This window comes from Halomonas sp. Y3 (genome assembly GCF_024137965.1).
GTDB classification, from domain to species: domain Bacteria; phylum Pseudomonadota; class Gammaproteobacteria; order Pseudomonadales; family Halomonadaceae; genus Halomonas; species Halomonas mongoliensis.
On sequence record NZ_CP099975.1, the window covers coordinates 1,986,244 to 2,012,333 of the forward strand.

Genomic DNA, 26,090 nt, shown 5'->3' on the forward strand with positions numbered 1-26,090 from the left:
AGAGTGCCATGCCCGTGACGCTGAACTATCTGGATACCGGTGGCGAGGGGATACCCCTGGTGGTGGTCCATGGCCTGTTCGGCAGCGCCGACAACTGGCGGTCCCACGTCAAGGCGTGGCAGCAGGCACGGCGGGTGATCGCCGTGGACCTGCGCAACCATGGCCGCTCCCCCCACGCCGAGGGAATGGGCTATGACGCCATGGCCGAAGATGTGATCGCCCTGCTCGATCGCCTCGAGGTGCCCCGGGCCCATCTGCTCGGCCACTCCATGGGGGGCAAGGTGGTGATCTCCCTGGCGCGGCTGGCGCCCGAGCGGGTGGCCTCGCTGATCGTGGCCGATATCGCGCCCCGGGCCTATGGCCATGACCACGACACCGTCTTCGCCGGCCTGCGCCATCTGGAGGCGGGCGAGCCCGCCAACCGCCGCGATGCCGACGACCTGCTCGGCGAGCACGTCAAGGAGCGGGCGGTGCGTCTCTTCCTGGCCACCAACCTGGAGCGGGCCGAGGCGGGCGGGCTCAGGCTGCGCCTGGGGCTCGACCCGATCCAGGCCGATTACGAGACCATCATGGGCCCGCCGGCGGGCGAGGGGAGCTATAGCGGCCCGACCCTGGTGCTGCGGGGCGCCCGCTCCCACTATGTGACCGACGAGATGCTGCCCGCCCTGCGCGAGGTGCTGCCGGCGGCCGAGATCGAGACGCTGGACGCCGGCCACTGGCTGCATGCCGAGCAGCCCGAGGCCTTCCGGGAGGCGGTGGAGCGCTTTCTGGCCGGCCTGGCCGAGTGATCAGCCCCCCGCCGGGCGGGGTAGGGAGACCAGGGTGAGCCCCGCGGCGTCCGGGTCGTCCAGGAAGCGCCGCAGAATGCGGTAGATATCGCGGTCGAAGCGTCCGGCGGTCCCGACCATGTCGGCGACTGCCGCCAGCGAGCCGGCGCTGCCCAGGTGGCACCAGTGGGCGACCAGGTGCCAGGTCTGCTCGCCGTTGGATCCCCGCTCACCTATGGCCAGGGGGCCTTCCCAGGGCCAGTGCCGGATCTGCAGCCGCGATAGCGCCTCCCTGGCGCGCGCGCTGTGCTCGTCTACCGCTTCATCCCCCCGACAGACCCCGCGGCAGCGCCCCAGCTGGCTGCCGAAGCAGGCGCCACGGCCGCTCTCCAGGCCCAGCTGGCGCAGGCAGAGCTGCCGGTCCGCGGCGATCTGGCGCAGCGCCTCCCTGGCCTCCCGGGCATTGCGAAAGAGCCCCATCAGCGCTTCTGCCTCGCGGCCGCTCAGCTCGCCGACGCTAACCAGCTCCGGCCGGTTGGCGTCGGCCGGCCAGTGCCATGCCACCAGGCGGCCGGCACGCCTGAGCTGGCGGTTGAGGATCGGCTGGCGCTCCTTGACCAGGCGCGCCTCCAGCAGCTGGGCGCCGAGGTCGCCGGCGGTCTCCTGCCACGCCAGGCGACGCACCTGCTGGGCCAGGCGCATCTCACGATCACTGCGGTGGTCGGCCTGGAAGTGGCCCATCACCCTGGCCCTGAGATTCACGCTCTTGCCGATATAGAGCGGCAGGTCGTTCTCGCCATACATCAGGTAGACGCCGGGGGAAGCCGGCATGGCCTGAATCTCGCCGGGGTCCAGGTGGGCGGGCAGGCTGGGCAGTCGTCGCTGGTGCTGGAGGGCTTCCAGGAGCCGCTCGGTGGAGTGTTCGCGCTGCCAGTGCCGCCAGAGGGCGAGCAGCGCCTCGGCGTCGGCCATGGCGCGGTGGCGAGTGCCGGCCTCGATGCCGTGGCGGGCCAGCAGGGCGGCCAGGTTGTGCTCGCGATGCTCGGGCGCCAGGCGGCGCGACAGGCGCAGGGTGCAGATCACCTCGGCGCCGTAGTCGCGGCCGGCACGCTGGAAGGCGTTGCGCAGGAAGCCGTAGTCGAAGCGGGCGTTGTGGGCGACCAGGACGCCATCGCCCAGCCAGGCCAGCAGGTCGTCGGCGATCTCGGCAAAGGTCGGGGCCTCGGCCACCATGGCGTCATCGATGCCGGTCAGGGCGCTGATCGGGGCGGGGATGCGTACCTCCGGCTGAATCAGCCGATGCCAGCGGGCCGTGACCCTGTCCCCCTCCAGGCGCAGGGCGGCGATCTCGGTGATGCGATCCCGGGTGGTACGCATGCCAGTGGTCTCGAGGTCGATGAAGAGCAGGGGGGCGTCCTTCATCACGGCGCCCCCAGGTCCAGCGCCAGCTTCTCTGCCGGGGTGGGGTGCTCCGTCAGCCCCTGGGCCACCAGGTACTCCTCGAAGCGCTGGTAGTTGCCGAGGTCCAGTGCCGCCGGGCGGGCGCTCAGGCGCAGCAGCATGGGCAGCCAGGCGTCGCGGTTGGCCGGCGTGTCCAGCGCCGGCTCCTGCTCCTGGAGCAGCTGCCAGGCGGCATCGGGCTCCTCCAGCAGCCAGGCGGTGGCCTCGGTGAGGGCCTCGAGCACCCGGCGCAGCGTCTCCCTCTGGCCGCCGATGCGGTCGCGGTTGGCCAGCAGAATCAGCCCCTCATGGGGGGGAACGCCGTGCTCTTCCAGACGCAGCAGCCGGGTCCCGACGCCTTCGTCGCCCAGCTGGCGGGGAAGGGTCAGCCGCTGCGGCGTCATGATGGCATCCAGGGACTGCTCGACCACCTCGTTGACCGCGCCGAAGTTGATATCGACCAGCTCCAGTTCGTGGACGCCAACCCCATGGGGCCTGAGCAGCGTCGGAAGCAGCAGCTCCCGTGCCTCCTCGGTGGAGTAGCCGATGCGCTTGCCGGCCAGGGAGAAGGGCGCCTCGGTGTCGCCGCCATTGCGCACCAGCAGGCCCCCCAGGGGCAGGTCCACCAGGGTGCCGACGCGCACCAGGGGCAGGCCACGCCCGGCCAGCAGGTGGAGCAGCGGCTGGCGACTCACCGCCAGCTCGATGCGGCCCGCCGCCAGCAGGCGCGCGGGCAGGGCGGGGTCGGCGGGCGTCGAGAGCGTGACCTCCAGGCCCAGTCGCCGGTAGATGCCCTTGTGATAGGCCACCAGCAGGGCGGCATGCTGGGGTCCGGGGTACCAGTCCAGCATGATCTCCACGGGCTTGAGCGGGGGGGGCTCGAGAGGCTCCGGCGGGGTGACGGCGATGGTCGGAATCTCCTCAACGGGTGCCTGAGGCGGTTCCCGGGCATCGGGAGTGGCGTCGCTTGTGGGAAGCAGGCGGGGCACCATGACGCTTGTGCCAAGGTCGCCATGACCGGTCTCGACCGCCGATGACTCGGAGGAGGGAGGGGCGTCCAGCGGCTCCGCCGGAGCCTCCCCGGGCAGGAGGGTCAGCAGCAGGGCAAGCAGGCAGGCTTGGACAGGAAAGCGCAGGGGCCTGGCAGGGTCGGGCATCGGATTGCTCCAGCAGGGGGCGCGCAAGGGATGGCAGAGCCGTCGGCGACTGCAGAGTGTATCCGCTGCGCGGAAGTGCTGGCCAGTCTTGAAGAAACTGCCGGACAACGTCGGGAAGCATTGCGATATACTGGTCGCCCCGACCCGCCGAGGATGCCATGGACACCATCAATACCCTGTTCATACTCAGCGGCTTTCTGATCGCGCTCAGCGTATTGGCGAGTCGTCTCTCTTCCCTGGTCGGCCTGCCGCTGCTGTTGATCTTCCTCGGCCTCGGCATGCTGGCGGGCGAGCAGGGGGTGCTCGGCATCGTCTTCGACGACTATTCGCTGGCCTTTACCATCGGCCATCTGGCGCTGGCGATGATCCTGCTCGACGGCGGCCTGCGAACCCGGCTCAAGACCTTCCGGGTGGGCTTTCGCCCGGCGCTCACCCTGGCCACCCTTGGGGTCTTCATCACCAGCGGCCTGATCGGCCTGCTGGCCATGTGGATCTTCGATCTGACCCTGATTCAGGGGCTGCTGGTGGGGGCGATCGTCGGCTCCACCGACGCGGCGGCGGTGTTCTCGATGCTCAGCGGCCGAGGGGTCAACCTCAACGAGCGGGTAGGGGCAACCCTGGAGATCGAGTCCGGTACCAACGATCCCATGGCGATCTTCCTGACCCTGGTCCTGGTGGAGATGCTGATCGGTGAGCTCAGCGGCGGCCTGGACACCCTACTGCTGCTGGTGCAGCAGTTCGGCCTGGGGCTCACCATCGGCGTGGGGGCCGGCTGGCTCAGCGGCAAGCTGCTGCGCTGGGTGGACCTGGCCCCTGGCCTCTACTCCCTGCTGGCGCTGGCGCTGGGCTTCTGCATCTTCGGGGTGACCAGCTTCCTCGGCGGCAGCGGCTTTCTGGCGATCTACCTGGCGGGGCTGATGATCGGCAACCAGCCTGGCCGACATATCAACTTCATTCTTCCCGTGCATGACGGCCTGGCCTGGCTCAGCCAGATCGGCCTCTTCCTGGTGCTGGGGCTGCTGGTGAATCCCAGCGAGATGCTCGAACTGGCGCTCCCGGCCGCCCTGGTGGCGCTGGCGCTGATCTTCGTGGCGCGTCCGATCGCCGTGCTGATCAGCATCAAGCCCTTCTTCAAGTTTCGCTGGCGAGAGATCGGCTTCATCTCCTGGGTGGGGCTGCGCGGGGCCGTGCCGATCGTGCTGGCGATCTTCCCGGTGATCGGCGGCGTCGAGAATGCCTCGCTCTATTTCAACGTGGCCTTCGCGGTGGTGCTGCTCTCGCTGCTGATCCAGGGAGGTAGCCTCGGCTGGATGGCGCGCTGGATGAAGGTGGAAGTACCCACCAGCGTGACCCCCAACCGGCGCGGCCCCCTCGGCATCCTGCCGGAGAACGACTTCGAGATGTTCGTCTACGAGGTGGAGAACTCCGACCTGGAGGACGTGCCGATTCGCCTGCTGCGCTTTCCCTCCGGCGCCCTGATCTCGGCGCTCTTCCGCGACCATGTGATGCTCCACCCCAAAGGGAGCACGCGCCTGCAGCTCGGTGACGTGATCTGCGTGATCGGCCGCAGCGAAGACCTGCCGGCGCTCAACCGCCTCTTCAACGGCGACGCCAAGCTCAAGCAGGAGCGCACCTTCTTCGGCACCTTCACCTTCGACGGCGAGGCGCATATGCGCGATATCGCCAGCGCCTACGGCCTGACGCTGAGCCAGGCGGAGCGGGAAATGACCCTGGCGGAATTCATTTCGCTGCGAGTGGGGGGGCACCCGGTGGTGGGGGATGACGTGGACTGGCACGGCATCCACTGGGTGGTCAGCGAAATGGACGGTAACCGGGTGACCAAGGTGGGCCTGCGCCTCTACTGAACGAGGCGCTACCCCTGGCGGGTTTCGGGGGTGATCTCCACGGCCGCCTCGCCGTCGGCCAGCAAGATGGCGCCATCCTGAATGGTGACATTGAGATCCATGCCGCGAGCCGCCAGCTGACCCAGGGCCGCCATGCTCTCCGGCGAGATGTCGTAGACGGTGAGGTTGTCGAGTCGCGCGAGCTTGCTGCCGAGCTGCTCCCACCAGATACGGGCGCCCTGGCCGCTGTAGGTGTAGAGCACCACGTCGCGTGCACGGCCGCAGGCGCGGCGTATCTCGCGCTCATCGGGCTGGCCAAGCTGAACCCAGAGCTCGATCTCGCCGGTCAGGCTGCGAATCCACAGGTCTGGCTCATCGTCGGTGCTGACCCCGCGGCCGAAGGCCAGATCTCCGTGGGCGTGGCGGGCGAAGGCCAGCACGCGCAGCATCATGCGCTCGTCGGTCTCGGACGGATGGCGGGCGAGCGTGAGCGAGTGTTCGCCGTAATAGTGGCGATCCAGATCGGCAATCTGCAGGCGCGCCTTGTAGATAGTGGACTTCAGCGCCATGGCGCCCTCCTGGGAGATGTCGGGTAGGTGGGCCAGAAACAAAAAAACCAGCCGTAAGTGGCTGGTTTTCTTGATGTAGTGGCGGAGGGACAGGGATTCGAACCCTGGAAAGGCTTTCACCTTTGCCGGTTTTCAAGACCGGTGCATTCAACCGCTCTGCCATCCCTCCGGCTTACGGCGGTGAATATTACCAGCTTTCTCCAGCGGGTCAAGAGGGCCACTGGATCAAGGCGTTAGCCAGAGGGCCGGCAGGGTCGGCACACTGGCTCTCGAAACCTGAGGAGAGCACCATGCCCCCACCATCACCTGCCGTAATCGCCTTTCCTGCCGCCGCGGTTTCCTGCGCGGTGGTGAGAGAAGGGCACCTGCTGATGGTGCGGCGGCGCAATCTCCCCAACGCCGGCCGGCTGGCGCTGCCCGGCGGCCGGGTGGAGGCGGGCGAGCCCCTCGCCGTGGCGGCGGAGCGTGAGCTGCTGGAGGAGACCGGCGTGCAGGGCATCTCCGTGGGACCCTTCACCGCCATCGACGTGATCGACCGCGATGAGGCGGGGCGACTGCGCTTTCACTATGTGCTGGTGGTGATGGAGATGCGCTGGTCGAGCGGCGAGCCCGTCGCCGCCGACGATGCCCTCGACGCCTGCTGGATGGACCTGGCAGCGCTGCGGGCGGCTCGGGAGGAGGTCTGCAGCACGGCGCTGGCGGTGGCCTGCCGACTGCTGGGCGCAGGGAATCAGCGTTGATGGGTGACGCGACAAGGGCTTGCGCGGGGAACCCGGAGGCGGCATTCTAGGTCCACTGCCAAGACCAACCAAACACAGGGAGCACTGGATTCATGGCATACCAAGACACCCAGCTTACTCGCCAGCAGAGCCAGGTGGTCAGCACCAACAAGGTGCTGCGCAACACCTATGGCCTGCTCGCCATGACGCTGCTGTTCTCGGCGGTTACCGCCGGTGCCGCCATGGCCATGGGCGTCGAGCGTCTCAACATCTTCGTGTTCTTCATCGGCGCCTACGGCCTGATGTTCCTGGTGCACAAGACCGCCAACTCGGCCATGGGGCTGCTGGCGACCTTCGCCTTTACCGGTTTCATGGGCTTCACCCTCGGCCCGATCCTCAACGCCTACCTGGCGCTGCCCAACGGCGCTGCCCTGGTGATGAACGCCCTGGCCATGACCGGCCTGACCTTCATCGGCCTCTCCGCCGTGGCGCTGGTCTCCAAGAAGGACTTCAGTTTCCTGGGCAACTTCCTGATGGCCGGTGCCATCGTGCTGATCCTGGCCATGGTGGCGGGCCTGATCTTTCAGATCCCGACCCTGATGCTGATGGTCTCTGCCGGCTTCGTGCTCTTCGCCTCGGCGGCGATCCTCTACCAGACCAGCGAGATCGTGCATCGGGCCGGCGAGACCAACTATATCCTCGCCACCATCACCCTCTATGTGTCGATCTACAACCTCTTCGTCAGCCTGCTGACGCTGCTCGGCATCATGAGCAGCGACTGACCCTGACGGGCAACGCTGTTTCAGGCTGGCCCCGCCATGGCGGGGCCAGCCTGTTTGTGGAGATCCAGAATGCGCTACGGGATTCTGCTCATGGGGGCACCCTACAGCAGCCAGGCCTCGCACTCCGCGCTGCGCTTCGCAAAGGCGGTGGTGGCCAGGGGCCATGCCCTGGAGGGTGTCTTCTTCTACCATGACGGGGTGCAGAACGCCGCCCGGCTGGCGGCTCCGCCCCAGGATGAGCCTCACCTGGTCGATGCCTGGGCCGAACTGGCCGCCGAGCACGGCGTGCCGCTGCAGGTCTGCATCGCGGCGGCCCTGCGCCGAGGGCTTCTCGACGAGCGGGAAGCCGCCCGGCACGGCAAGCAGGGGCACAGCGTGGAGGCCCCCTTCGAGCTCACGGGTCTGGGTCAGCTGGTCGACCTCGGCCTGCGCTGCGACCGCCTGATCACCTTCGCCCCTTAGGAGAGCGCCATGTCGAACGAGCAAGGAGATCTGCTGGTGATTCTGCGCCATGGGCCCCATGGCACCAGCTGGCTTCGAGAAGGGCTCGATGCCGCCCTGGTGGCCGCCGCCTTTGGTCGCCGGGTGACACTGCTCTTCATGGGGGAGGGCGTCACGGCGCTGCTGCCGGGCCAGGGGAGCGGCCCCCTGGGGCAGAAGGGCACGGCGCCCACCCTGGAGATGCTCGAGATGTACGATATCGAGACGCTGCTGGTGGAGGCCGAGGCGCTGGCACGCTACGGCCTCGACGCCGGCTCGCTGATGCTGCCAGTGGCAAGCGTAGGGCAGGGCCGCATTGCCGAGCTCACGGCGTCACACCCGCTGGTCCTGACCTTCTGAGGGCGTAAGGCCCCAAGGAGATGGCAAGATGCTGCTGCATATTCTCAATCGATCGCCGGCCACCAGCGAGGTCTACCGTCAGGCCCTGGCGGCCATGGGCCCGGAGGATCGCCTGCTGCTGATCGAGGATGGCGTCCAGGGCGCCATGTCGACGCTGGTCGGGCACTTCGCCGAGGTGACGGGGCGCCTGTATGCGCTTCGCGATGACCTCGAGGCCCGGGGCCTCATCGCTCACTGCGACACGACCGTTGCGGTGACAGACATGGCGGGGTTCGTGACCCTGACCGAAGACGCCGACCGCACCCTGAGCTGGTTCTGATGGCAACCACAGAAATATACCGTTATCTTTTTACACCCAATAAAAAGATCCCGCTCGATCCGGAGGGTTATCTCGTCAATCAGGCCGACTGGGACCGGGAGGTTGCCGAAGCCCTGGCCCTGGAGGAGGGCATCCCCCTGGGCGACGAGCACTGGGAGATCATCGAGGTGCTGCGCGACTTCTATGCTCGCTTCGAGCAGGCCCCGGCCATGCGTCCGCTGGTCAAGGCGGTGAGCCGAGCGCTGGGGGAAGAGAAGGGACGCTCCATCCACCTGATGCGTCTCTTCCCGGGTAGCCCCCCCAAGGTGGCGGCGCGCATCGCCGGCCTTCCCAAGCCCACCAACTGCCTGTGAGCCGAGCGTGAACTTCCTGGCCCACGCCTGGCTGGCCCGGGGCGGCAGCGATGACTTCCTCTGGGGCAACCTGATCGCCGACGGCGTCAAGGGCAGCGACCTAGCCGACTGGCCGGAGGAGGTGGCCCGGGGAATCCGCCACCATCGCCGGGTCGATGCCTTCGTGGATGCCCACCCGGTGGTGAGCGAACTCCAGCGCTCGGCGCCTGGCGCCCAGCGGCGCTATGTGGGGATCGCCCTGGACCTGGTCTGGGACCATTTCGTGGCCCGGGAGCTCGGCCTTGCCGCCTGCCCCTCGCCGCTGGTGCGACGCACCTACCGCGTGCTGGCGACGCGCAGGGCGCCGGCGCGGCTGGCCGTCATGGTGCCGGTGCTGGTGGAGCAGGACTGGCTCTGCGGCTACGCCGACTTCGACTTCACATGCCGGGCCATCGCCGGCATCGGGCGTCGCCTGAGCGGCCCCAACCGCCTGGCGGAGCTGGTGCCCTGGCTCGAGCGCGAGCACGAGAGCCTCGACCAGGCCTTCCAGCGGCTGTGGCCGGAGGTGTGCGGAGCCCTGGAGGTGCCGGTACAGGGAGACGTCACGCGCCCCTGAGCCAGAGGCAGTTCACGCTGTCGCCCGGGGCTACCTCCCGGTTCGGGGGAATGACCGCCAGGGCATCGGCGGCGATACAGGAGCTGAGTACCCCGGAGTTCTGGTCGCGGAAGGCGTGGGCGGTGATACCCTCCGGGCCGAACTCGAGGCGAACCCGCATGTAGTGAGCGCGGGGGCCGGTGCGGGTGGCAAAGTCGGCCCGGGCGGCAAGCCCGGGCAGCTCGGCGAGGGAGGGCGCCCCCAGCAGGGCACCCATCAGCGGCCTGAGAAAGAGCCAGGCGCCGACGAAGCCCGATACCGGGTTTCCCGGCAGCCCCACGAAACGCGCTTCCCGCTCGCCGTCCGGCAACCGCCCCAGGGCCAGAGGCTTGCCCGGGCGGATCGCCAACCGCCAGAGATCCAGCTCTCCCAGCGCCTCCACTGCGGCCCTGACGTGATCCTCCTCGCCGACGCTGACACCGCCGGTGGTGACCACTACATCGGTCTCCCGAGCCGCTGTGGCCAGGGCCAGGCGGGTGCCCTCGGCATCATCGGGTATCGCAGCGACGCGCACCACCTCGGCGCCGAACTGCTCCAGCAGGCGCTTGAGCATGGGGCGATTGGAGTTGTAGATCTGGCCGGGGCCCAGGGGGTGGCCGGGATCCACGATTTCATCTCCGGTGGAGAGCAGCGCTACCCGGGGGCGGCGGCGCACCGTCACCTCGGTGATGCCCTGACCGGCCAGGTGGCCCAGGGCCGCGGCTTCCAGCGGCTCGCCGGACGGCAACAGCTCGCTCCCGGCGGCGACATCCCGGCCTCGGCGGCGGATATTGTCGCCGGCAGGAATCCCCGCCGGCACACGTACCCGGTCGCCGTCGATCTCGACGCTCTCCTGCATGACCACGCAGTCGGCGCCCGCTGGAATGGCGCCGCCGGTGAAGATGCGCGCACAGCTGTCGGCGGCCAGGGGCTCACCGGTAGCGCCCGCGGCGATACGCTGGCTGACCCGCAGCCAGCGGCCTGCGTCCCGGTGGTTCAGGGCATAGCCATCCATGGCGCTGTTGTCGAAGGGGGGCACGTCGAGAGACGCCGCCACGGGCTCGGCCAGGATCCGGCCGGCGGCCCGGTCGCAGGGGATCCGCTCGCTGCCCACCGGCTGCACGCCCTCGAGCAGGGCAGCGAGTGCCGCCTCCACGGGCTTGAGGTCAGCCATGCTGGCCTCGCTCGGGGATGACGAGATTTGCCTGAACTTGCAAGGAGCTACATGGCTTGTGCGGGCAGGTATTGGCGTCACACATGCTGGCCTCTCTCCGGGATGACGAGATTCGCGAAGTTACATGGCTTGTGTCGGCTATCGAGCTGCTCGGCGAGGATGCCGTTCCAGGCGGTACGGCAGGCGCCGGTGGAGCCGGGCAGGCAGAAGATGACGGTGGCGTTGGCCAGGCCGCCCAGGCAGCGGCTCTGCACCGTGGAGCTGCCGATCTCCTGCCAGCTCAGCTGACGGAACAGCTCGCCGAAGCCCTCGATCTCCTTATCGAAGAGCACGCCTACCGCCTCCGGCGTCGAGTCGCGGCCGGTAAAGCCTGTGCCGCCGGTGGTCAGCACCACCTGGATGGCCGGGTCGGCGATCCATTCGGCGACCACGGCGCGGATGCGGTAGATATCGTCCGGGACGATGCGCTTGTCGGCCAGGCGGTGGCCGGCGTCGGTCAGGCAGCCCACCAAGGCCTGGCCGCTGCGGTCGGTCTCCTCGGTGCGGGTGTCGGAGATGGTCAGCACGGCAATGGAGAGGGGCAGCATCGGCTCGCTCATCACGCCTTCTCCTGCTTCTTGGCCTGGCGCGCCTGGAAGGCGGCCTGCTGCTCGGGGGTTGCCTCCTTCTGGTACTTCTCCTTCCACTCCGCGTAGGGCATGCCATAGACGTGCTCTCGGGCGCGCTCGTAGTCGAGCTCGGCACCCCGCTCCTCGGCGGCGCTGACCAGCCACTTGGAGAGGCAGTTGCGGCAGAAGTCGGCCAGTATCATCAGGTCGATGTTCTGCACGTCCTTGTTGTCGTCGAGGTGCTTGAGCAGGCGGCGGAAGGCGGCGGCCTCGAGCTCCGTGCGGGTGGCGTCGTCGAGATGATCCATGGCGCTTATTGTCTCCCTGGTGAGTTGGATCAAGATGAGCCCAGCATAACAAAAGACACCGCCCATGGGCGGTGTCGTAGGGTGAGCGGGTCAACGCGGCTCATCCTGGGCGGGAGGCCGTCTCGCTGCGCTCGTCGCCGGGGCGACTGTCGCCGCCGATTGCCTCCTCGGGCACCGCCTGGTCCTTGACCTCCTCGTACCAGAGGTTGTGGTGGTCCTTCGCCCAGGTCTCGTCCACGTAGCCGGTGGTCATGGCCTCCAGCGACCCCTCCGAGCCGAGGGTGCCGATATAGATATGGCCCAGCGCCACGGCGGTGAGCCCCAGGGCGCCGACGCCGTGGATCAGGTTGGCCCACTGCATGGTGTCGCGGCTCTGGCCGTAGTTGGGGAAGTCCAGCACGAAGCCGCTGGCCACCACGGCCAGGCCAGCGGTGGCCAGGAGCCAGAACCAGAGCTTCTCGCCGCCGTTGGCGAAGCCGGCATCGGGATGCCCCTTGCCCACCAGGCCGCCACCCTGGCGGAACCACTCGAGATCGTGGCGCTTCGGCCAGTTGTGCCTGAGCACCCGGGCCAGCAGGACCACCAGCAGGATGCCGAAGAGCGGCCCCAGATAGTTGTGGGCGAGCTTGGAGGCGGAGATCATCCAGGCCCAGAAGGCATCGCCGAACAGCGGCCGGAACACGAACTTGCCGTAGAGCAGGTTCAGGCCGGTGAGCGCCAGGACGATGAAGAGCGTGGCCACCGTCCAGTGCAGGGAGCGCACGAACAGGGGCCAGCGCAGCAGCTTGCGCCCGGTTCTCGGTTCGCTCAGCTCCTTGCGTCCGACGATCACGTAGAAGAGCGCGATCGCCAGGATCATGCCGCCGACGGCGATCAGGCCGAAGGGAGAGACCCAGCGGTTGCGCAGCTGCCGCCAGCGCTCCCCGCTGGCGTTGATCAGGTTGTAGTTGGAGTCGAAGCGGGTGTCGCGGAAGTTGGCGTCCACCTCGCCGCTGCGCACCTGACGCCAGACGTCGGGGCTGACGCCGGCCACCGCGGTGGCCGCCTCGCGTTCGGTCTCCGCCTGGGCCAGGGCGGGTGGGGCGAGCAGGGCGGTCAGGACCAGCATCACCGCCAGCAGCAGCCCCCCCAGGGGCCCGTATCGGCAAAGGCTCATGGCATCACCTCCTAACCCTGGCGGGTGGCGTCGTAGGACAGCTCGTCGACGCCGGTCAGGTCGGCACCCGCCCGGGTGCGCTCCTGATCGCGGCGCTGGTTGCCCGACCAGCCGCCATCGCGATGGCCGCGATGGACGACCCGCTGACGGAAGATATCAGCGACGGTCTGGGCATCGCCGGCGAGCAGGGCCTTGGTGGAGCACATCTCGGCGCATAGCGGCAGCTTGCCCTCGGCAATGCGGTTGGCGCCGTACTTCTCATACTCCTCTTCCTTGCTGTCCGCCGGACCGCCGGCGCAGAAGGTGCACTTGTCCATCTTTCCGCGCTCGCCGAAGGCGTTCTGCTTCGGGAACTGTGGGGCCCCGAAGGGGCAGGCGTAGAGGCAGTAGCCGCAGCCGATGCAGAGGTCCTTGTCGTGCAGGACGATGCCGTCGTCGGTCTTGTAGAAGCAGTCCGTGGGGCAGACCGCCATGCAGGGGGCGTCATCGCAGTGCATGCAGGCCACCGAGATCGAGACCTCGTCGGCCTGGCCGTCGTTGAGGGTCACCACCCGCCGGCGCTGGATGCCCCAGGGGACATCGTTGGCGTTCTTGCAGGCGGTGACGCAGCCGTTGCAGTCGATGCAGCGCTCGGCGTCGCACATGAATTTCATCTGTGCCATGTCTTGTTCTCCTGGTCGCTGTCGATCGCTCAGGCGCGCTCGATCCGGCAGATGGTGCACTTGGTTTCCTGCATCAGGGTCACAGGGTCATAGCCGTAGGTGGTCGCGGTGTTGGCCGCCTCGCCCAGCACGTAGGGCGCCGCCCCCTCCGGATAGCGGTCATGCAGGTTCTCGCCCTGGAAGATGCCGCCGAAGTGGAAGGGCATGAAGGCCACCCCGCGTCCGACCCGCGGCGTGACCAGGGCCTTGACCCTGACCCGGCCACCCTCGGCGCCCTCGACCCAGACGGTGTCGCCGTCGCCGATGCCGATATCGTTGGCGTCGGCCGGATTCACCTCGACGAACATCTCCTGCTGCAGCTCGGCGAGCCAGGACATGGAGCGGGTCTCCTCCCCGCCGCCCTCGTACTCCACCAGGCGCCCCGAGGTGAGGATGATCGGGTAGCGGTCGGAGTTGTCGTTCTCCTGAATGCTGCGGTAGAGGGTGGGCAGCCGGAACAGCGAGCGGAAGTCGTCCCAGGTGGGGAATTGCTCGACGAGATCGCGGCGGGTGGTGTAGAGCGGCTCACGGTGCTTGGGCACCTGGTCCGGGAAGGTCCACACCACGGCTCGGGCCTTGGCGTTGCCGTAGGGGGCGCAGCCGTGCTCGATGGCCACCCGCTGGATGCCGCCCAGCAGATCGGTCTTCCAGTTCTGGCCTTCGGCGGCGACCTTCTCCTCCTCGGTGAGGTCGTCCCACCAGCCCAGGTCCTTGAGCATCTGGTCGGTGAACTCGGGGTAGCCGTCGTCGAGCTCCCCCTGCACCGGTGCCGAGCCCTCGGCCAACAGGTTCACGCCGTTGCGCTCGATGCCGAAGCGCGCCCGGAAGCCCATGCCGCCCTCCTTCACCGGCACGCTGGGATCGTAGAGGTTGGGGGAGCCGGGGTGGGCGAACTCCGGTGTGCCCCAGCAGGGCCAGGGGAGGCCGTAGTAGTCGCCGTCGGCGGGGCCGCCCTGGGCGCGCAGGTTCTCGAAGCTGAAGGTGTGCCAGTTCTGCTGGTGCGCCTTGAGTCGCTCCGGGCTCTGGCCGGTGTAGCCGATGGTCCAGGTGCCGCGGTTGATTTCGCGCAGGATGTCCTCGATCGAGGGTTCCTTGCCGTTGACCTGGATATGGCGGGTCAGCTCATCGGCGAAGCCGAACTTCTCGGCCAGCAGGTACATGATCTCGTGGTCGGGCTTGGACTCGAACAGCGGCTCGATCACCTTGTCGCGCCACTGCAGCGAGCGGTTGGTGGCGGTCACGCTGCCGGTGGTCTCGAACTGGGTGCAGGCGGGCAGCAGGTAGACGCCGTCGGTGCGGTCGTGCATGACCGCGGCCACCGTGGGGTAGGGGTCGACGATCACCATCATCTCGAGCTTCTGCATGGCGCGGCGCATCTCGGGACCGCGGGTCTGGGAGTTGACCGCATGGCCCCAGTAGAACATCGCCTTGAGCGCGGTGCGCTGGGAGATCGCCTCGTCCTCCTCGAGCACCCCGTCGACCCAGCGCGAGACCGTGATGCCGCTGCTGTTCATGGGCAGGCCGTCGTGGTACTCGGTCTGGTCGAAGCGCCCCTTGAGCCACTCGTAGTCGACGTCCCAGACCCGCGCCCAGTGCTGCCAGGCCCCCTCGGCCAGGCCGTAGTAGGCCGGCAGGGAGCTGGAGTCGAGGCCCAGGTCGGTGGCGCCCTGGACGTTGTCGTGGCCGCGCAGGATATTGGCGCCGCCGCCGGACTTGCCGATGTTGCCCAGCGCCAGCTCCAGGATGCAGTAGGCACGGGTGTTGTTGTTGCCGGTGGTGTGCTGGGTGCCCCCCATGCACCAGACGATGCTGCCGGGCTTCTGGGTGGCCAGGCGCTGGGCCACGTCATACATGACCTGCTCGGGCACGCCGGTGACGTCCTCCACCACCCGCGGGGTGAAGGTGGCCACCTCGGCGCGCACCTCGTCCAGGCCGTAGACCCGCTGCTGGATATACTCGCGATCCTCCCAGCCGTTCTCGAAGATGTGCCACAAGAGCCCCCAGATGAAGGCAACATCCGAGCCGGGGCGAATGCGTACATGGGTATCGGCCTTGGCCGCGGTACGGGTGAAGCGGGGGTCGGCGACGATGATGTCGCAGTTGTTGCGCTCCTTGGCGATCAGGAAGTGCTGCATCGCCACCGGGTGGGCCTGGGCGGGGTTCGAGCCGATGAAGAGGATGGAGCGACAGTTGTGCATGTCGTTGAGCGAGTTGGTCATCGCCCCGTAGCCCCAGGTGTTGGCGACCCCCGCCACGGTGGTGGAGTGGCAGATGCGCGCCTGGTGGTCGGTGTTGTTGGTGCCCCAGAGGCTAGCGAACTTGCGCAGCAGGTAGGCCTGCTCGTTGTTGAACTTGGCCGAGCCCAGCCAGAAGACGCTGTCGGGGCCGTGGGCCTCGCGCAGCTCCAGTACCTTGTTGCCGATCTCCTCGATGGCGTCATCCCAGCTCATGCGCTGCCACTGGCCGTCCACCAGCTTCATGGGGTACTTGAGGCGACGGCTGGAGTGGCCGTGCTGCCGGAGCGACGCCCCCTTGGCGCAGTGGGCGCCGCGGTTGATGGGATGGTCGAAGGCCGGCTCCTGGCGAGTCCAGATGCCCTCCTGGACCTCGGCGTAGGTGCCGCACCCCACCGAGCAGTGGGAGCAGATGGTCCGCTTGACCTCCACCGGCGAGTCGAGGACCGGGGTCTTGCCGCTGGCCTCCACCGGGCGCAGCATGCCGTGCCCCATGAAGCCGGCGGCCGCCAGTCCGCCGGTGGCGGCACCGCCGCGCTTGAGAAACTGCCGCCGGGAGATGCCGAGGCCCGCGGCGACCGGGGTTGCCTGCTTGGGTGTCAGACGCATGGTCACTTACCTCCGAAGATGAGCGACGCTCAGTCGCGCAGGGTGGCGTAGTAGGCGCGAACGTGGTCGGTTTCGCGGTAGTGCCGCTGGCTATCGTCGGCGGTCGGGTCGGTCCGGGGGGCATCGGCCTGGGTCAGGCCGACATGGCCTACCACGGCGGCGGTGCCGACCAGGGCACCACCGGCTCCCAGGGTGCGCAGGAAGCGGCGGCGGCGGGGATCATGGGCGCGGGGCATGGCGTTCTCCTCGAGGGTGACGGTCGCTGATCTTGTTAGTTATGTGAGGTAGTGGTGCTCTCGGGCCATAAAGCCGAGGCCCAGCCGTCCTGTCTCAGCGTAGAGGGCCGCCTGGCTGGCTGCCAGTTCGGCCAGACAACGGTTGGCCCAGGGGGCCAGGTGGGCGGCGAAGAAGCGGGCCTGCTGCGGATCGCCGCGCTCGGCCAGCAGGGCCATGGCCTCGCAAAGGGCGCCGAGGTGGTCCTCGGGGTCGCGGCTCTCCTCGCTGCGGGCGAGCCCCAGGCGGCGCAGGTCGCGACGCAGTGCCACCAGGGGCTCGTCCATCAGGGTGCCGTGCAGGTACCAGGAGGCGTAGGGGGTGACCTCCCCCTGGATGACGCCGACCAGCAGCTCGAAGTGGTCACGCTCGGCCCTGCCGGGGGTGGTCGCGGCGGCCGCCGCCGCGAGCGCGCGCCAGATGGCCGCCATCTCGGGATCCTCGTCGTCGGCCTCCAGGCCGGCGAGGAAGTCGAGCAGTGCCGCGTCCGGCGGCGCCAGCAGCAGACGGGCCAGCAGCCGGTAGATATCCGCCCGGAGGGCGTCGTGCTCGCTGACGCTCGGGGTAGTGGCGATGAGATCGTCCATGGTTACACCTTCAGCTGGCGTTCGGGTTCCCGGGCGAGCTCCTGCCAGACATCCTGGACGCGGCAGTCCTCGCACATCTCGAGGCGCGCTCGCGCCTCGCCGGCGAAATAGGGGTGGTCCGCCAGCTTGCGCTGGATGGTGGCGATGGTGCTGGCCGTGGCGAAGGGCTTGCCGCAGCGAATGCAGGCGAAGGCGGGCTCCTCCTTGAGGGTCCGACGCGTCTCGCGCTCGGGGGCAGCCAGGAACCCCGGCACCAGCCGGATGGCCTGCTCGGGGCAGCCCGCCTCGCAGAGGCCGCACTGCACGCAGTCGGCCTCGCGGAAGGCCAGTCGCGCCGTGGCGTCGTCGCCGCCGGAGAGTGCTGGCGTTGGACAGAGCGCCACGCAGCCCTGGCACAGGGTGCAGCGCTCCGCGTCTACCTCCATGCCCCCGTGAGGGGGCGGGGCGGGCAGGGGGTGGCGACGGCCGGTCGGGCTGCCCTGGCGGCCGAGCCACGCCAGGGTGGCATTGAGCCGGTCGCGCTTGGTGGCATCGGGGCTGGCCTCCGGGCGTGGCGGCAGGGGGGCCAGGGCGGGCAGGGCATCCAGCTCCTTCCGGTCGGCCTCGGCCCCGAGCCAGGTCAGCCGGGCCGGGTCGTGGCCGAGGGCCGCGAGCAGCTCACGGGCCTCGGCATGCTGCCGCTCGAGCTGGCGAAGCAGGGTGGAGGGCGTCTCTGCATCCCGCTGCAGGCGCACCTCGCCGGCGCCGGCGGCCAGGGCGGCCAGCCAGTGATCCGGTCCCGCGGCGCCCAGCTCCTCGAGGGCCACGTCCAGCACGTGTCCGGCAGCCGGTGCACTCTCCCGGGCCAGGTGGGCCTCGCTCAGGAAGCGCACCACCGGATGGGCACCGCCGGCCTCCCGATAGGCGGTCAGCAGTTCTCCCAGGTAGTGCTCCAGGGGCGCCGGGCGAGGCAGACGGAACTCGATGGCCCCGGTGGGGCAGGCGCTGGCACAGCTGCCGGCGCCGTGGCAGCGGTGGGCATCCACCTCGATCCAGGCGCCCACCCGGCCGGACTGGCTGGAGAGGGCGTCTGCCGGGCAGGTGTCCAGGCAGAGGGTGCAGCCGGCCTGGCCGCTGCGCGAATGGGCGCAGAGATCGGCATTGACCTGCACGGCGCGCGGCGCCTCGAAGGCGCCGCGGTGGTCGGGCAGGGTGGCCAGGGCCTGCTCGCAGTCGGCCGTTCCCCAGCGGGTGGCGCGATAACCGGGCGGGGGGAGCTCCAGGGCCAGCAGCGGCCGCTGGCCCAGGTCGAGCACGAGGTCGAAACAGGGACGCCCCTGGGTGGCCAGGGCCAGGTCGATAGCGTCAGCGTCGCTCGCCAGGGTGGCATGGAAGCGTCCCAGGTAGCCCTCGAGCCGCAGGGTGCTGTCTGCCACCTGGCAAGGCAGCGCCCGAGTGGCCTCCCAGATGGCCTCGAGGTCGGGCACCTCCTCGGCGCTGCTGCGCTCGGTGACCACCAGGGTGATGCCGGGCAGCTGGCCCGCCAGGCGCGCGGCGGCCCGGCGGATATCCAGCTCGGCACCGGCGATCAGCAGGTAGCCCTCGCTCTTGAAGTCCACGGTCTCCGGGGCCAGGTTGGCGGGCCAGGAGACCCGCTGCCTGGCGGCCTCCCGGGCGGCGCGGTTGCGTTCATCATCCAGGGGCGCAAGGGGAATGGGAGCGGGCATGTTGACCTCGTTATTGTTGGTTCTTGCTAATGTAGTCCAGCCTCTCAGGCGCGTCGTAATCACCTTCGTCTAACGCCGCCGAGGGGGCTCGCTCCTCGTCGACCGGCGGCTCGGCGCCCTCGGCTTCTGCCGAGTCGACCTCCTCGGCGAGGCGTTCCTCGGCGGTTTCCTCCTCCGGGGCGAGGTAGTCATTCACTCGGCGGCCCCAGTGGCGCAGCCGCTCCGCGGCCTCACGGGCCAGGGGCTCGAGCTGGCTGTAATCGCCGTCGTAGTCGTCCAGGCCGTCGCGGATCTGATAGTGATCGGCCTGCCAGAGGCGGCGAAGGGCCCGGCGGCGCAGCGCCTGGCTGACCCCCTCCTGGAGGTAGCGGCCGAAGTCGCTGCCGGGGGGCAGGCTCTCCGGGTCGGGCAGCTCCTCGTCGCTGACGCTATGGGGCTCGGCCTCCGCTTGCGGCGGGTCGGCAAGGGGCGGTGCCTCCGCGGGCGGCGGGGCATCGGGAGACGGCTCCTCGCCGCGCTTGCGCCGGGACCAGCGTTCCAGGCGGCTCATGTGTCCATCTCCCGAGCGCGGCCCGCTCCCTTGCGCTTCTTCTTGCGCTCCTCCATGGGGGCCTCGCCGTGGCGGGCCAGGTAGGCCTCGATCCAGACCTGGATGGCCAGGGGCATGGCCGCCTCGAGCACCTGCTGCTCGCCATCCAGCCAGTCGGCCGCCACGTCCTGGCTGGCGGTGATGGCGGTGGGCTCGGCGGGGCCACCGGCGAAGCCGGCGCGCACGAAGAGACGGGGGTTGCCCGAGGCGAGATTGAAGCGGTAGGCGGCACGCTCGGTCATGGTCAGCTGAAGCCACAGGGTGGCGTCGCCCTGGTCGCCGGGAGCCAGGGAGGCGACCTGCCACTGGGTGGCGCGAAACCCCTGGATGCGGTGTTCCCGGGCCGCCAGGGTGACCCCGAGGGGGCGCAGGTTGTGCGAGTCGGTCACGGCGCTGTCCTGTTGTTATGATGTTGTTAGGGGCTGTGTTGCTCAGAGACAGTAAGGAACGGGAATGCCATCATGGTCAAGCCACCTTCCGCGCCAACCCGACGAGACGAGGAGCGCCATGACCTTCACCCGCAGCCATGCCCGCCTGCCCGCCACCGTGGAGATCGAGATCTTCGACGAGTATGGCGAGTCGCGCCGTCAGGCCATCGCCGCCGAGCGGCCGCTGACCCTCTACCTCAACAAGCGCGAGATCGTTACCCTGATGACCCTGGGGGATGACCCCGAGGCGCTGGTGGTCGGCTATCTGCGCAACCAGGGGCTCTTGACCGAGGCGGCCGATCTGGTGGCGGTGCACGTGGACTGGGAGGTGGAGGCGGCCGCGGTGGTGACCCGCCACCTGCCGGAGGATCTCGAGGAGCGCCTGGGCCACCGCACGGTTACCACCGGCTGCGGCCAGGGCACGGTGTTCGGGCGGCTGCTGGATTCGGTGCCGCGCCAGCCGCTGCCCGAAACGCCGCTGCGCCAGTCGACCCTCTACGCCCTGCTGGAGAATCTCAACGCCTGCAACGAGACCTACCGCAGCGCCGGCGCCGTGCACGGCTGCGCGCTCTGCTGGGGAGAGGAGGTGCTGGACTTCGTGGAGGACGTGGGGCGCCACAACGCCGTGGACACCCTGGCCGGGCGCCAGTGGCTGAAGGAGGCGGACTCGCTGCGGGCCGACACCTTCTACACCACCGGGCGGCTGACCTCGGAGATGGTGCTGAAGGTGGCCCAGATGGGCATCGGGGTGCTGGTCTCCCGTTCCGGGGTCACCCAGAAGGGGGTGGAGCTAGCCGAGCGTTACGGGGTCATGCTGATCGCCCGGGCCAAGGGGCGGCATTTCCAGGCGATCCATGCCGGCGGGCGCCTGGCGCTGGATGCCGTGCCGCCGGTCAGGCCCGGCGACCGGCGCGGCCAGCGGCGGGGGTAGGGGGCTTCCCTCTGCGCTTCCCCCTCAGGCACCCTCGGCCCTTGTGCAGACCGAGAGCACCACGGCGTCGTCATCGCTGACCGAGACCAGGGCGTGGCCCATGTCGCTGTCGAAGTAGATGCTGTCGCCGCTCTCCAGTGCCAGGGGCTCGTAGAACTCGGTATAGAGCAGGATCTCCCCCTCCAGCACCATCAGGAACTCCTCGCCGTCGTGGCGCACCCACTCGCTGAACTCGTCGAAGCTGCGTGCCCTGACGATGGTCTTGAAGGGAATCATGCGCTTCTGGGCCAGCTCGCAGCTGAGCAGCTCATGCTCGTAGGTAGGGGTGGGGTGCTGTTGCCCCTGGCCGCGGCGGGTCAGATCCCGCCGGCCCATGGTACGGGTCTGCTGACGCGGCGGCGAGAGCAGCTGGGGCAAGTCGATGCCGAGCCCGCCGATCAGCTTCTGGACGGCGGTGAAGGTGGGAGAGATCTGGTCGTTCTCGATCTTGGAGAGGGTGGAGCGGGCCAGGCCGGTGCGCTGGCTGACGTCCTCCAGGGTCCACTGGTTGGCCAGGCGGATCTCGCGCAGGCGCTCGCCGAGGCGCAGCGGCTCGACGAAGGCCTTGCGGCCCGAGGCGATGCGCAGGGCGGCATCCTGATCGGTGGTGGCGGCTGTCATGGTGAAAATTCACTATAGGAAACAGGTTTCCTGCAGCTTACCACAGCGTGTGCCGCATGAATGCACCGCTTCTCATGCTTTTAAGGCGCCGGGATGAAGGGCGACGTTTCCCGGCAACAAGAAACGCCGTACCTCACCGGGCCCGGAGTCTCAGGCCTCTGACGCGGGGGCGTCGCCGAAGGGCAGGCCGAGGAGCGCCTTGAGGTGGGCCTCGACGCAGCGGCCGAGGGAGTCGAGGTGGTAGCCCCCCTCCAGCACCGAGACCAGGCGATTATCCGAGTAGAGCGCCGCGATCTCCATGGCCATGTGGGTGATCCAGTGGTAGTCCTCGTCCTCGAGGCAGAGCTCGGCCATGTCATCCTCGCGGTGGGCGTCGAAGCCCGAGGAGAGCAGCACCAGTTCGGGCTTGAAGCGATGCAGGGCGGGCAGCCAGTCATCCTCGATGGCGCGGCGAAACATGGCGCTGTCGGTACCCGCCTCCAGCGGCGTGTTGACCACGTTCTGCCACTCGCTGCGCAGATAGCGCCAGGGGTAGAAAGGGTACTGGAAGCTGGTGCAGACCAGCACGTCCGGGTCGTCCTTGAAGATGTCGATGGTGCCGTTGCACTGGTGGACGTCGAAGTCGAGGATGGCGATGCGCCGGGCCCCATACTTCTCCCGGGCGTGGGCGGCGCCCACCGCCACGTTGTTATAGAAGCAGAAGCCCATGGCGTCTGTGGCCTCGGCGTGATGGCCCGGGGGGCGCACCGCGCAGAAGACGTTGTCGGCCTGGTGGCGGAAGACCTGGTCCACGCCGCGGATGACCGCACCGGCCGCGACCCGGGCGGCGTTGAGGCTGTCCGGGTTCATCATGGTGTCACTGTCGAGGGTGACGATGCCTTCTTCCGGCACGCACTTGTCCAGGGCGCGCAGGTGGCGCACCGGGTGGACCCGGGCCAGCTCCTCCTCGGAGGCCTCCCGGGCCTCGGACTGCATGGTCTGCTGGAGCAGGCCGGCGAGGGAGAGCCTGGCGCGGATTGCCTCCAGCCTGAGCGGGCTCTCGGGGTGCTCCGGGCCCATATGGTGGAGCATGCAGTGGGGGTGGGTGATATAACCGGTGATCATTGCGCTCTCCAGGCTGACTGGCGTCACTTTACTTTGCGTATGCCCTTGCCAGACAGTGTCAATAGGTCGTACACAGTAGGCAGGCCATCCAGTCATCAGCTGCCGGGAGAGCATCTTGAGCACCCGTTTCCTGCGTCACTTCTTCGAACCCCGCACCATCGCCGTCATCGGCGCCTCGGAAAAGCCCGACTCCCTGGGCGGGCTGGTGATCCGCAACCTGCAGGAGGCCGGCTTCCCTGGCACCATCTGGGCCGTGAATCCCAAGGGCTACGAGCAGGTCTTCGGCCAGCCCGGCTTCTCGCGCATCGGCCAGCTCCCCGAGGCTCCCGACCTCGCCGTGATCTGCTCGCCGGTAGCCACGGTGCCGGGGCGGATCGCCAGGCTGGGCAGCATCGGGGTGCGCGCCGCCCTGGTGCTCTCCGGCGGCTCCCACCTGGACGAGGCGCGGGACGGCAAGGCCTCGATCCGCCAGCGGATGCTGGACGCGGCCCGCCAGTCGGGTATCCGGGTGCTGGGCCCGGAGTGCATGGGGCTGATCGTGCCGGGGCGCAAGCTCAACGCCTCCTACGCCAACCGCCCGATCAAGGCCGGCAAGGTGGCCTATCTGGGGCAGTCGGGGATGCTCGGGACCGCCATGATCGACTGGGCCGCCGGACGCGGCGTGGGCTTCTCCCACCTGATCACCCTGGGCGATAGCGTCGACGTGATGCTTCCCGACCTGCTCGACTACATCAACCAGTTCTCGCCCACCCAGGCCATCCTCCTCCACCTGGAGAAGATCATGGATGCCCAGCACTTCATGACGGCCCTGCGCGACGCCTCGCGCAACCGCCTGGTGCTGGCCATCAAGAGCAGCCGCACGCCCCAGTCGGACCTGACCGGGCTGCCCCCCACGCCGGGGATTGCCAATCGCGACCGGGTCTTCGATGCCGCCTTCTCCCGGGCCGGCGTGGTGCGCGTCCACGACTCCGATGAGCTCTTCGATGCCCTGATGACGCTGTCGCGCATGAAGCCCCTGCGCGGCGACCGCCTGGCCATCGTCTCCAACGGCCTGGGCCCTGCCATGCTGGCCATCGACAAGCTGATCCACGCCGGCGGCAAGCTCGCCGACTTTACCGAGGAGACCCGCCGCGCGCTGAAGCAGGGGAACTTCGACATGAGCAAGCCGGGAGAGAACCCGGTGGATCTGGGGGGCAACGCCACCCCGGAGAAGTTCGTGGATACCATCGAGATCGTCGCCGCCGACCCGGGCGTGGATGCGGTACTGGTGGTGCATGCGCCGACGCGCATGGCGCCCTCCAAGACCACTGCCCAGGCGGTGGTGGCCAACCGCAAGCGCTTCCGGCGCAACCTGCTGACCAGCTTCATGGGGCTGGAGGAGGCGCTGTCGGCGCGTCACGAGTGCAACCTGGCCGGCATTCCCACCTATGTCTCCCCGGAGAAGGCGATCAAGGCCTTCATGCATATGGTGGACTACCAGCGGGTCCAGCTGCTGCTCCAGGAGACGCCGCCGACCCTGCCCTTCAGCACCACCCCGGATATCCGTGCCCGCTGCCGCACCCTGATCAAGGAGGCCAAGGCCCAGGGGCGCGAATCCCTCACCCACTCCGAGACCGCCCAGGTGCTCGAGGCCTACGGCATTCCGGTGGCGCCCAGCCGCTACGTGTCCACGCCGGAGGAGGGCGCCGAGGCCGCCGCCGCCTTCGAGGGGAGCATGGCGCTCAAGGTGGTGCACGAGGGCAACTGCCGGCCCTTCCGCTACCGCAAGCACCCCCACCGCCTGTCGGCGGGGCTGCTGCAGGACCTGAAGACGCCCGAGCAGGTGGCCGAGGGAGTCGAAGTGCTGGGCCAGCAGGTCAGCGAGAAGTACCCCGCCTTCCAGGTGCGGGAGTACTGCCTGCAGCCCATGCAGCGAGGCAAGCACTCCCTGCAGGTGTGCGCCGGCATCACCCGGGACCCGATCTTCGGTCCGGTGGTGGTCTTCGGCATCGGCGGCTACAAGGTGAATATCCTGGCCGACCGCCAGGTGGCGCTGCCGCCGCTCAACATGACCCTGGCCGAGGACATGGTGGAGCGTACCCATGTGGCGCGGCTGATCCACGAGCACTCCAGCGACCCCCAGCGGGATATCGAGCGGCTCTGCGAGCTGCTGGTCAAGCTCTCCCAGATGGCCAGCGACCTGCTGGAGCTGCGCGGCATCGAGATCAACCCGCTGCTGCTCAATCGCGACGAGCTGGTGGCCGTCGACTTCGCCATGGATCTTGGCACCCCGGCGCGCTTCGCCATCATGCCCTATCCGGAGGAGCTGCGAGAGTGGGTGACCCTCAAGAACGGCTGGGAGGTGGAGGTGCGGCCGATTCGGGCCGAGGATGCCCCGCTGATCGCCAACTTCCACCGCCAGCTCTCCGAGGAGAGCATCCGCTTCCGCTACTTCCACAACAAGTCGGACCTGACCCAGCGGGATCTCTCGATGCTGTCGCAGATCAACTACGATCGCCAGATGGCCTTTATCGCCGAGCACCTGCTGGAGGATGGCAGCAAGGAGATGCTGGGGGTGGTGCGGGTCTGGAACGACCCCGACAATATCCGCACCGAGTTCTCGGTGATCATCCGCGACGACCTCCAGGGACTCGGCATCGGCAGCCTGCTGATGAACAAGATGATCGACTACTGCCGAAGCGTCGGCACCCTGGAGATGATCGGCAAGATCATGGTGGACAACCACCCCATGCGCGCCCTGATGAAGCATCTCGGCTTCAAGCAGCGCTACAACATGGAGGAGCAGGTGGTCGACGCCGTGATGAGCCTCAACGAGCCCGAGAGCGAGTGGCAGCGCCACCGCCTGGATAGCATGCCGGATTGAGGGCAACTCGCCCGGAACGACACTCGCCCGGAACGACAAGGGCCCCCGCCGGCGGCGGGGGCCCTCATGCATCCGGGAGCCGAGGCTAGGGGAGTCAGGGCGCCATGCGGAAGTGCTGCCACTGGCCGTCGCGCTGCTCGTAGCGAATGCGGTCGTGCAGGCGGCTGGGCTGGCCCTGCCAGAACTCGATCATGGTGGGCAGGACCCGGTAGCCGCCCCAGTGCACCGGCCTCGGAATCTCCTGGCCCTCATAGGCCTGTTCGAATCGGCTCTGGCGCTCCTCGATCCAGGTGCGGTCGGGAATCACCACGCTCTGGGTGGCGATCCAGGCGCCCAGCTGGCTGGCCCGCGGGCGGCTCGAGAAGTAGGCGTCGGACTCCTCGGCGCTGACCTGCTCGACGCTGCCCTCGATGCGCACCTGGCGCGCCAGGGAGGGCCACCAGAAGACCAGGGCCGCGTGGGGCACATTGGTCAGCTCGCTGCCCTTGTGGCTGTGGTAGTTGGTATAGAACACCAGCCCCTGCTCATCGACGCCCTTGAGCAGCACCACCCGGGCGTGGGGCAGCCCCTGGCTGTCCACGGTGGCGAGCGTCATGGCGTTGCCGTCGTCACCCTCGCTCTCGAGGGCCAGGGCCAGCCACTCCTCGAACAGCGGCAGCGGGTTCTCCACGGCCAGGGATTCGTCGAGCCGGCCGCCTTCATAGTCGCGCCGGATATCGGCGATATTGCGTGTCATGGCGTTCTCCTCACGGTTTC

General features: G+C 68.7%; 28 protein-coding genes and 1 tRNA gene. 11 read left to right on the plus strand and 18 right to left on the minus strand.

The genetic code is table 11. From position 1 onward, the window contains the following. Positions 1–8 precede the first annotated feature (8 nt). Positions 9–788, plus strand: a complete 780-nt coding sequence (locus NHL60_RS09445; RefSeq protein WP_253451731.1) for an alpha/beta fold hydrolase — start codon at positions 9–11, stop codon at positions 786–788. Here NHL60_RS09445 and NHL60_RS09450 read toward each other — a convergent pair whose 3' ends face one another. Continuing rightward, positions 789–2,189 (minus strand): 3'-5' exonuclease family protein, encoded by a 1,401-nt coding sequence (locus tag NHL60_RS09450; RefSeq protein WP_253451734.1) that lies wholly within the window; start codon positions 2,187–2,189, stop codon positions 789–791. It lies immediately after the preceding gene. Continuing rightward, complete coding sequence (locus tag NHL60_RS09455; RefSeq protein ID WP_253451738.1) at positions 2,189–3,364, minus strand: ABC transporter substrate-binding protein; 1,176 nt, start codon at positions 3,362–3,364, stop codon at positions 2,189–2,191. The genes NHL60_RS09450 and NHL60_RS09455 overlap by 1 nt, the downstream gene beginning before the upstream one ends. A 158-nt stretch (positions 3,365–3,522) precedes the next feature. On the opposite strand from NHL60_RS09455, the gene NHL60_RS09460 reads away from it, so the two are divergent. After that, positions 3,523–5,229, plus strand: a complete 1,707-nt coding sequence (locus NHL60_RS09460; RefSeq protein WP_253451740.1) for a potassium/proton antiporter — start codon at positions 3,523–3,525, stop codon at positions 5,227–5,229. An 8-nt stretch (positions 5,230–5,237) separates the two neighbouring features. On the opposite strand, the gene NHL60_RS09465 is transcribed toward NHL60_RS09460, so the two are convergent. Together NHL60_RS09465 and NHL60_RS09470 are read right to left on the minus strand one after the other, a co-directional pair. After that, a complete protein-coding gene (locus NHL60_RS09465) occupies positions 5,238–5,777 on the minus strand; it encodes a YaeQ family protein (protein WP_253451743.1) in 540 nt (179 codons plus the stop codon). Positions 5,778–5,856: 79 nt separating this feature from the next. After that, positions 5,857–5,946 (minus strand) — tRNA-Ser (locus NHL60_RS09470). A gap of 121 nt (positions 5,947–6,067) precedes the next feature. Between NHL60_RS09470 and NHL60_RS09475 the strand changes: the two genes are divergently transcribed. The 7 genes from NHL60_RS09475 (at position 6,068) to NHL60_RS09505 (ending at position 9,385) form a co-directional block, all read left to right on the plus strand. Further along, a complete protein-coding gene (locus NHL60_RS09475) occupies positions 6,068–6,517 on the plus strand; it encodes an NUDIX hydrolase (protein ID WP_253451746.1) in 450 nt (149 codons plus the stop codon). A gap of 92 nt (positions 6,518–6,609) precedes the next feature. Then, positions 6,610–7,278, plus strand: coding sequence for a Bax inhibitor-1/YccA family protein (locus tag NHL60_RS09480; protein ID WP_253451749.1), 669 nt, complete (start codon positions 6,610–6,612; stop codon positions 7,276–7,278). Between the two features lie 69 nt (positions 7,279–7,347). After that, complete coding sequence (tusD, locus tag NHL60_RS09485) at positions 7,348–7,740, plus strand: sulfurtransferase complex subunit TusD (RefSeq protein WP_253451752.1); 393 nt, start codon at positions 7,348–7,350, stop codon at positions 7,738–7,740. Positions 7,741–7,749: 9 nt separating this feature from the next. Beyond that, positions 7,750–8,118, plus strand: coding sequence for a DsrE family protein (locus NHL60_RS09490; protein ID WP_253451755.1), 369 nt, complete (start codon positions 7,750–7,752; stop codon positions 8,116–8,118). Positions 8,119–8,146: 28 nt separating this feature from the next. Further along, a complete protein-coding gene (tusB, locus tag NHL60_RS09495) occupies positions 8,147–8,437 on the plus strand; it encodes a sulfurtransferase complex subunit TusB (RefSeq protein WP_253451759.1) in 291 nt (96 codons plus the stop codon). Continuing rightward, a complete protein-coding gene (locus tag NHL60_RS09500; protein ID WP_253451762.1) occupies positions 8,437–8,790 on the plus strand; it encodes a TusE/DsrC/DsvC family sulfur relay protein in 354 nt (117 codons plus the stop codon). The genes tusB and NHL60_RS09500 overlap by 1 nt, the downstream gene beginning before the upstream one ends. A 7-nt stretch (positions 8,791–8,797) precedes the next feature. After that, positions 8,798–9,385, plus strand: a complete 588-nt coding sequence (locus tag NHL60_RS09505) for an ACP phosphodiesterase (RefSeq protein WP_253451765.1) — start codon at positions 8,798–8,800, stop codon at positions 9,383–9,385. On the opposite strand, the gene glp is transcribed toward NHL60_RS09505, so the two are convergent. The 11 genes from glp to NHL60_RS09560 all read right to left on the minus strand — a co-directional run bounded on the left by glp (position 9,372) and on the right by NHL60_RS09560 (position 19,737). Next, the gene (glp, locus tag NHL60_RS09510; RefSeq protein WP_253451768.1) at positions 9,372–10,577 is read right to left on the minus strand and encodes a gephyrin-like molybdotransferase Glp; all 1,206 of its coding nucleotides are present in this window, start codon (positions 10,575–10,577) and stop codon (positions 9,372–9,374) included. The two genes, NHL60_RS09505 and glp, sit on opposite strands and share 14 nt — an antisense overlap. Positions 10,578–10,654: 77 nt before the next feature. Continuing rightward, a complete protein-coding gene (gene moaB, locus NHL60_RS09515) occupies positions 10,655–11,176 on the minus strand; it encodes a molybdenum cofactor biosynthesis protein B (RefSeq protein ID WP_253451771.1) in 522 nt (173 codons plus the stop codon). Then, the gene (locus NHL60_RS09520; protein WP_253451774.1) at positions 11,176–11,493 is read right to left on the minus strand and encodes a DUF1244 domain-containing protein; all 318 of its coding nucleotides are present in this window, start codon (positions 11,491–11,493) and stop codon (positions 11,176–11,178) included. Before NHL60_RS09520 ends, moaB begins: the two co-directional genes overlap by 1 nt. Before the next feature lie 100 nt (positions 11,494–11,593). After that, positions 11,594–12,649: a formate dehydrogenase subunit gamma gene (locus NHL60_RS09525; protein WP_253451777.1), complete on the minus strand. Its 1,056-nt coding sequence runs from the start codon at positions 12,647–12,649 to the stop codon at positions 11,594–11,596. Between the two features lie 11 nt (positions 12,650–12,660). Then, positions 12,661–13,311: a formate dehydrogenase FDH3 subunit beta gene (gene fdh3B / locus NHL60_RS09530; RefSeq protein WP_253451780.1), complete on the minus strand. Its 651-nt coding sequence runs from the start codon at positions 13,309–13,311 to the stop codon at positions 12,661–12,663. Between the two features lie 29 nt (positions 13,312–13,340). After that, positions 13,341–16,193, minus strand: a complete 2,853-nt coding sequence (locus NHL60_RS09535; RefSeq protein WP_253451783.1) for a formate dehydrogenase subunit alpha — start codon at positions 16,191–16,193, stop codon at positions 13,341–13,343. Between the two features lie 29 nt (positions 16,194–16,222). Continuing rightward, entirely contained in the window at positions 16,223–16,429 is a 207-nt protein-coding gene (locus NHL60_RS09540) for a twin-arginine translocation signal domain-containing protein (protein WP_253451786.1), read from the minus strand. Between the two features lie 39 nt (positions 16,430–16,468). Then, on the minus strand, positions 16,469–17,053 hold the full coding sequence (locus NHL60_RS09545) for a molecular chaperone (protein WP_253451789.1): 585 nt from the start codon (positions 17,051–17,053) through the stop codon (positions 16,469–16,471). 2 nt (positions 17,054–17,055) lie between these two features. Then, positions 17,056–18,759, minus strand: a complete 1,704-nt coding sequence (locus tag NHL60_RS09550) for a 4Fe-4S dicluster domain-containing protein (RefSeq protein WP_253451792.1) — start codon at positions 18,757–18,759, stop codon at positions 17,056–17,058. Positions 18,760–18,769: 10 nt separating this feature from the next. After that, positions 18,770–19,309, minus strand: a complete 540-nt coding sequence (locus NHL60_RS09555) for a DUF3306 domain-containing protein (protein WP_253451795.1) — start codon at positions 19,307–19,309, stop codon at positions 18,770–18,772. Continuing rightward, on the minus strand, positions 19,306–19,737 hold the full coding sequence (locus tag NHL60_RS09560) for a DUF3305 domain-containing protein (RefSeq protein ID WP_253451798.1): 432 nt from the start codon (positions 19,735–19,737) through the stop codon (positions 19,306–19,308). The genes NHL60_RS09555 and NHL60_RS09560 overlap by 4 nt, the downstream gene beginning before the upstream one ends. A 118-nt stretch (positions 19,738–19,855) precedes the next feature. Between NHL60_RS09560 and NHL60_RS09565 the strand changes: the two genes are divergently transcribed. Then, complete coding sequence (locus NHL60_RS09565) at positions 19,856–20,707, plus strand: formate dehydrogenase accessory sulfurtransferase FdhD (RefSeq protein ID WP_253451801.1); 852 nt, start codon at positions 19,856–19,858, stop codon at positions 20,705–20,707. 24 nt (positions 20,708–20,731) lie between these two features. Here NHL60_RS09565 and NHL60_RS09570 read toward each other — a convergent pair whose 3' ends face one another. Continuing rightward, positions 20,732–21,367 carry a helix-turn-helix domain-containing protein gene (locus NHL60_RS09570; RefSeq protein WP_253451804.1) on the minus strand — a complete coding sequence of 212 codons (636 nt, stop codon included), beginning with the start codon at positions 21,365–21,367 and terminating at the stop codon, positions 20,732–20,734. 150 nt (positions 21,368–21,517) lie between these two features. Then, entirely contained in the window at positions 21,518–22,471 is a 954-nt protein-coding gene (locus NHL60_RS09575; RefSeq protein ID WP_253451806.1) for a histone deacetylase family protein, read from the minus strand. 115 nt (positions 22,472–22,586) lie between these two features. Here NHL60_RS09575 and NHL60_RS09580 point away from each other — a divergent pair, with 115 nt between their 5' ends. Then, positions 22,587–25,334: a GNAT family N-acetyltransferase gene (locus tag NHL60_RS09580; RefSeq protein ID WP_253451809.1), complete on the plus strand. Its 2,748-nt coding sequence runs from the start codon at positions 22,587–22,589 to the stop codon at positions 25,332–25,334. Between the two features lie 94 nt (positions 25,335–25,428). Here NHL60_RS09580 and pdxH read toward each other — a convergent pair whose 3' ends face one another. Beyond that, complete coding sequence (gene pdxH, locus NHL60_RS09585; protein WP_253451811.1) at positions 25,429–26,070, minus strand: pyridoxamine 5'-phosphate oxidase; 642 nt, start codon at positions 26,068–26,070, stop codon at positions 25,429–25,431. Positions 26,071–26,090: the final 20 nt, after the last annotated feature.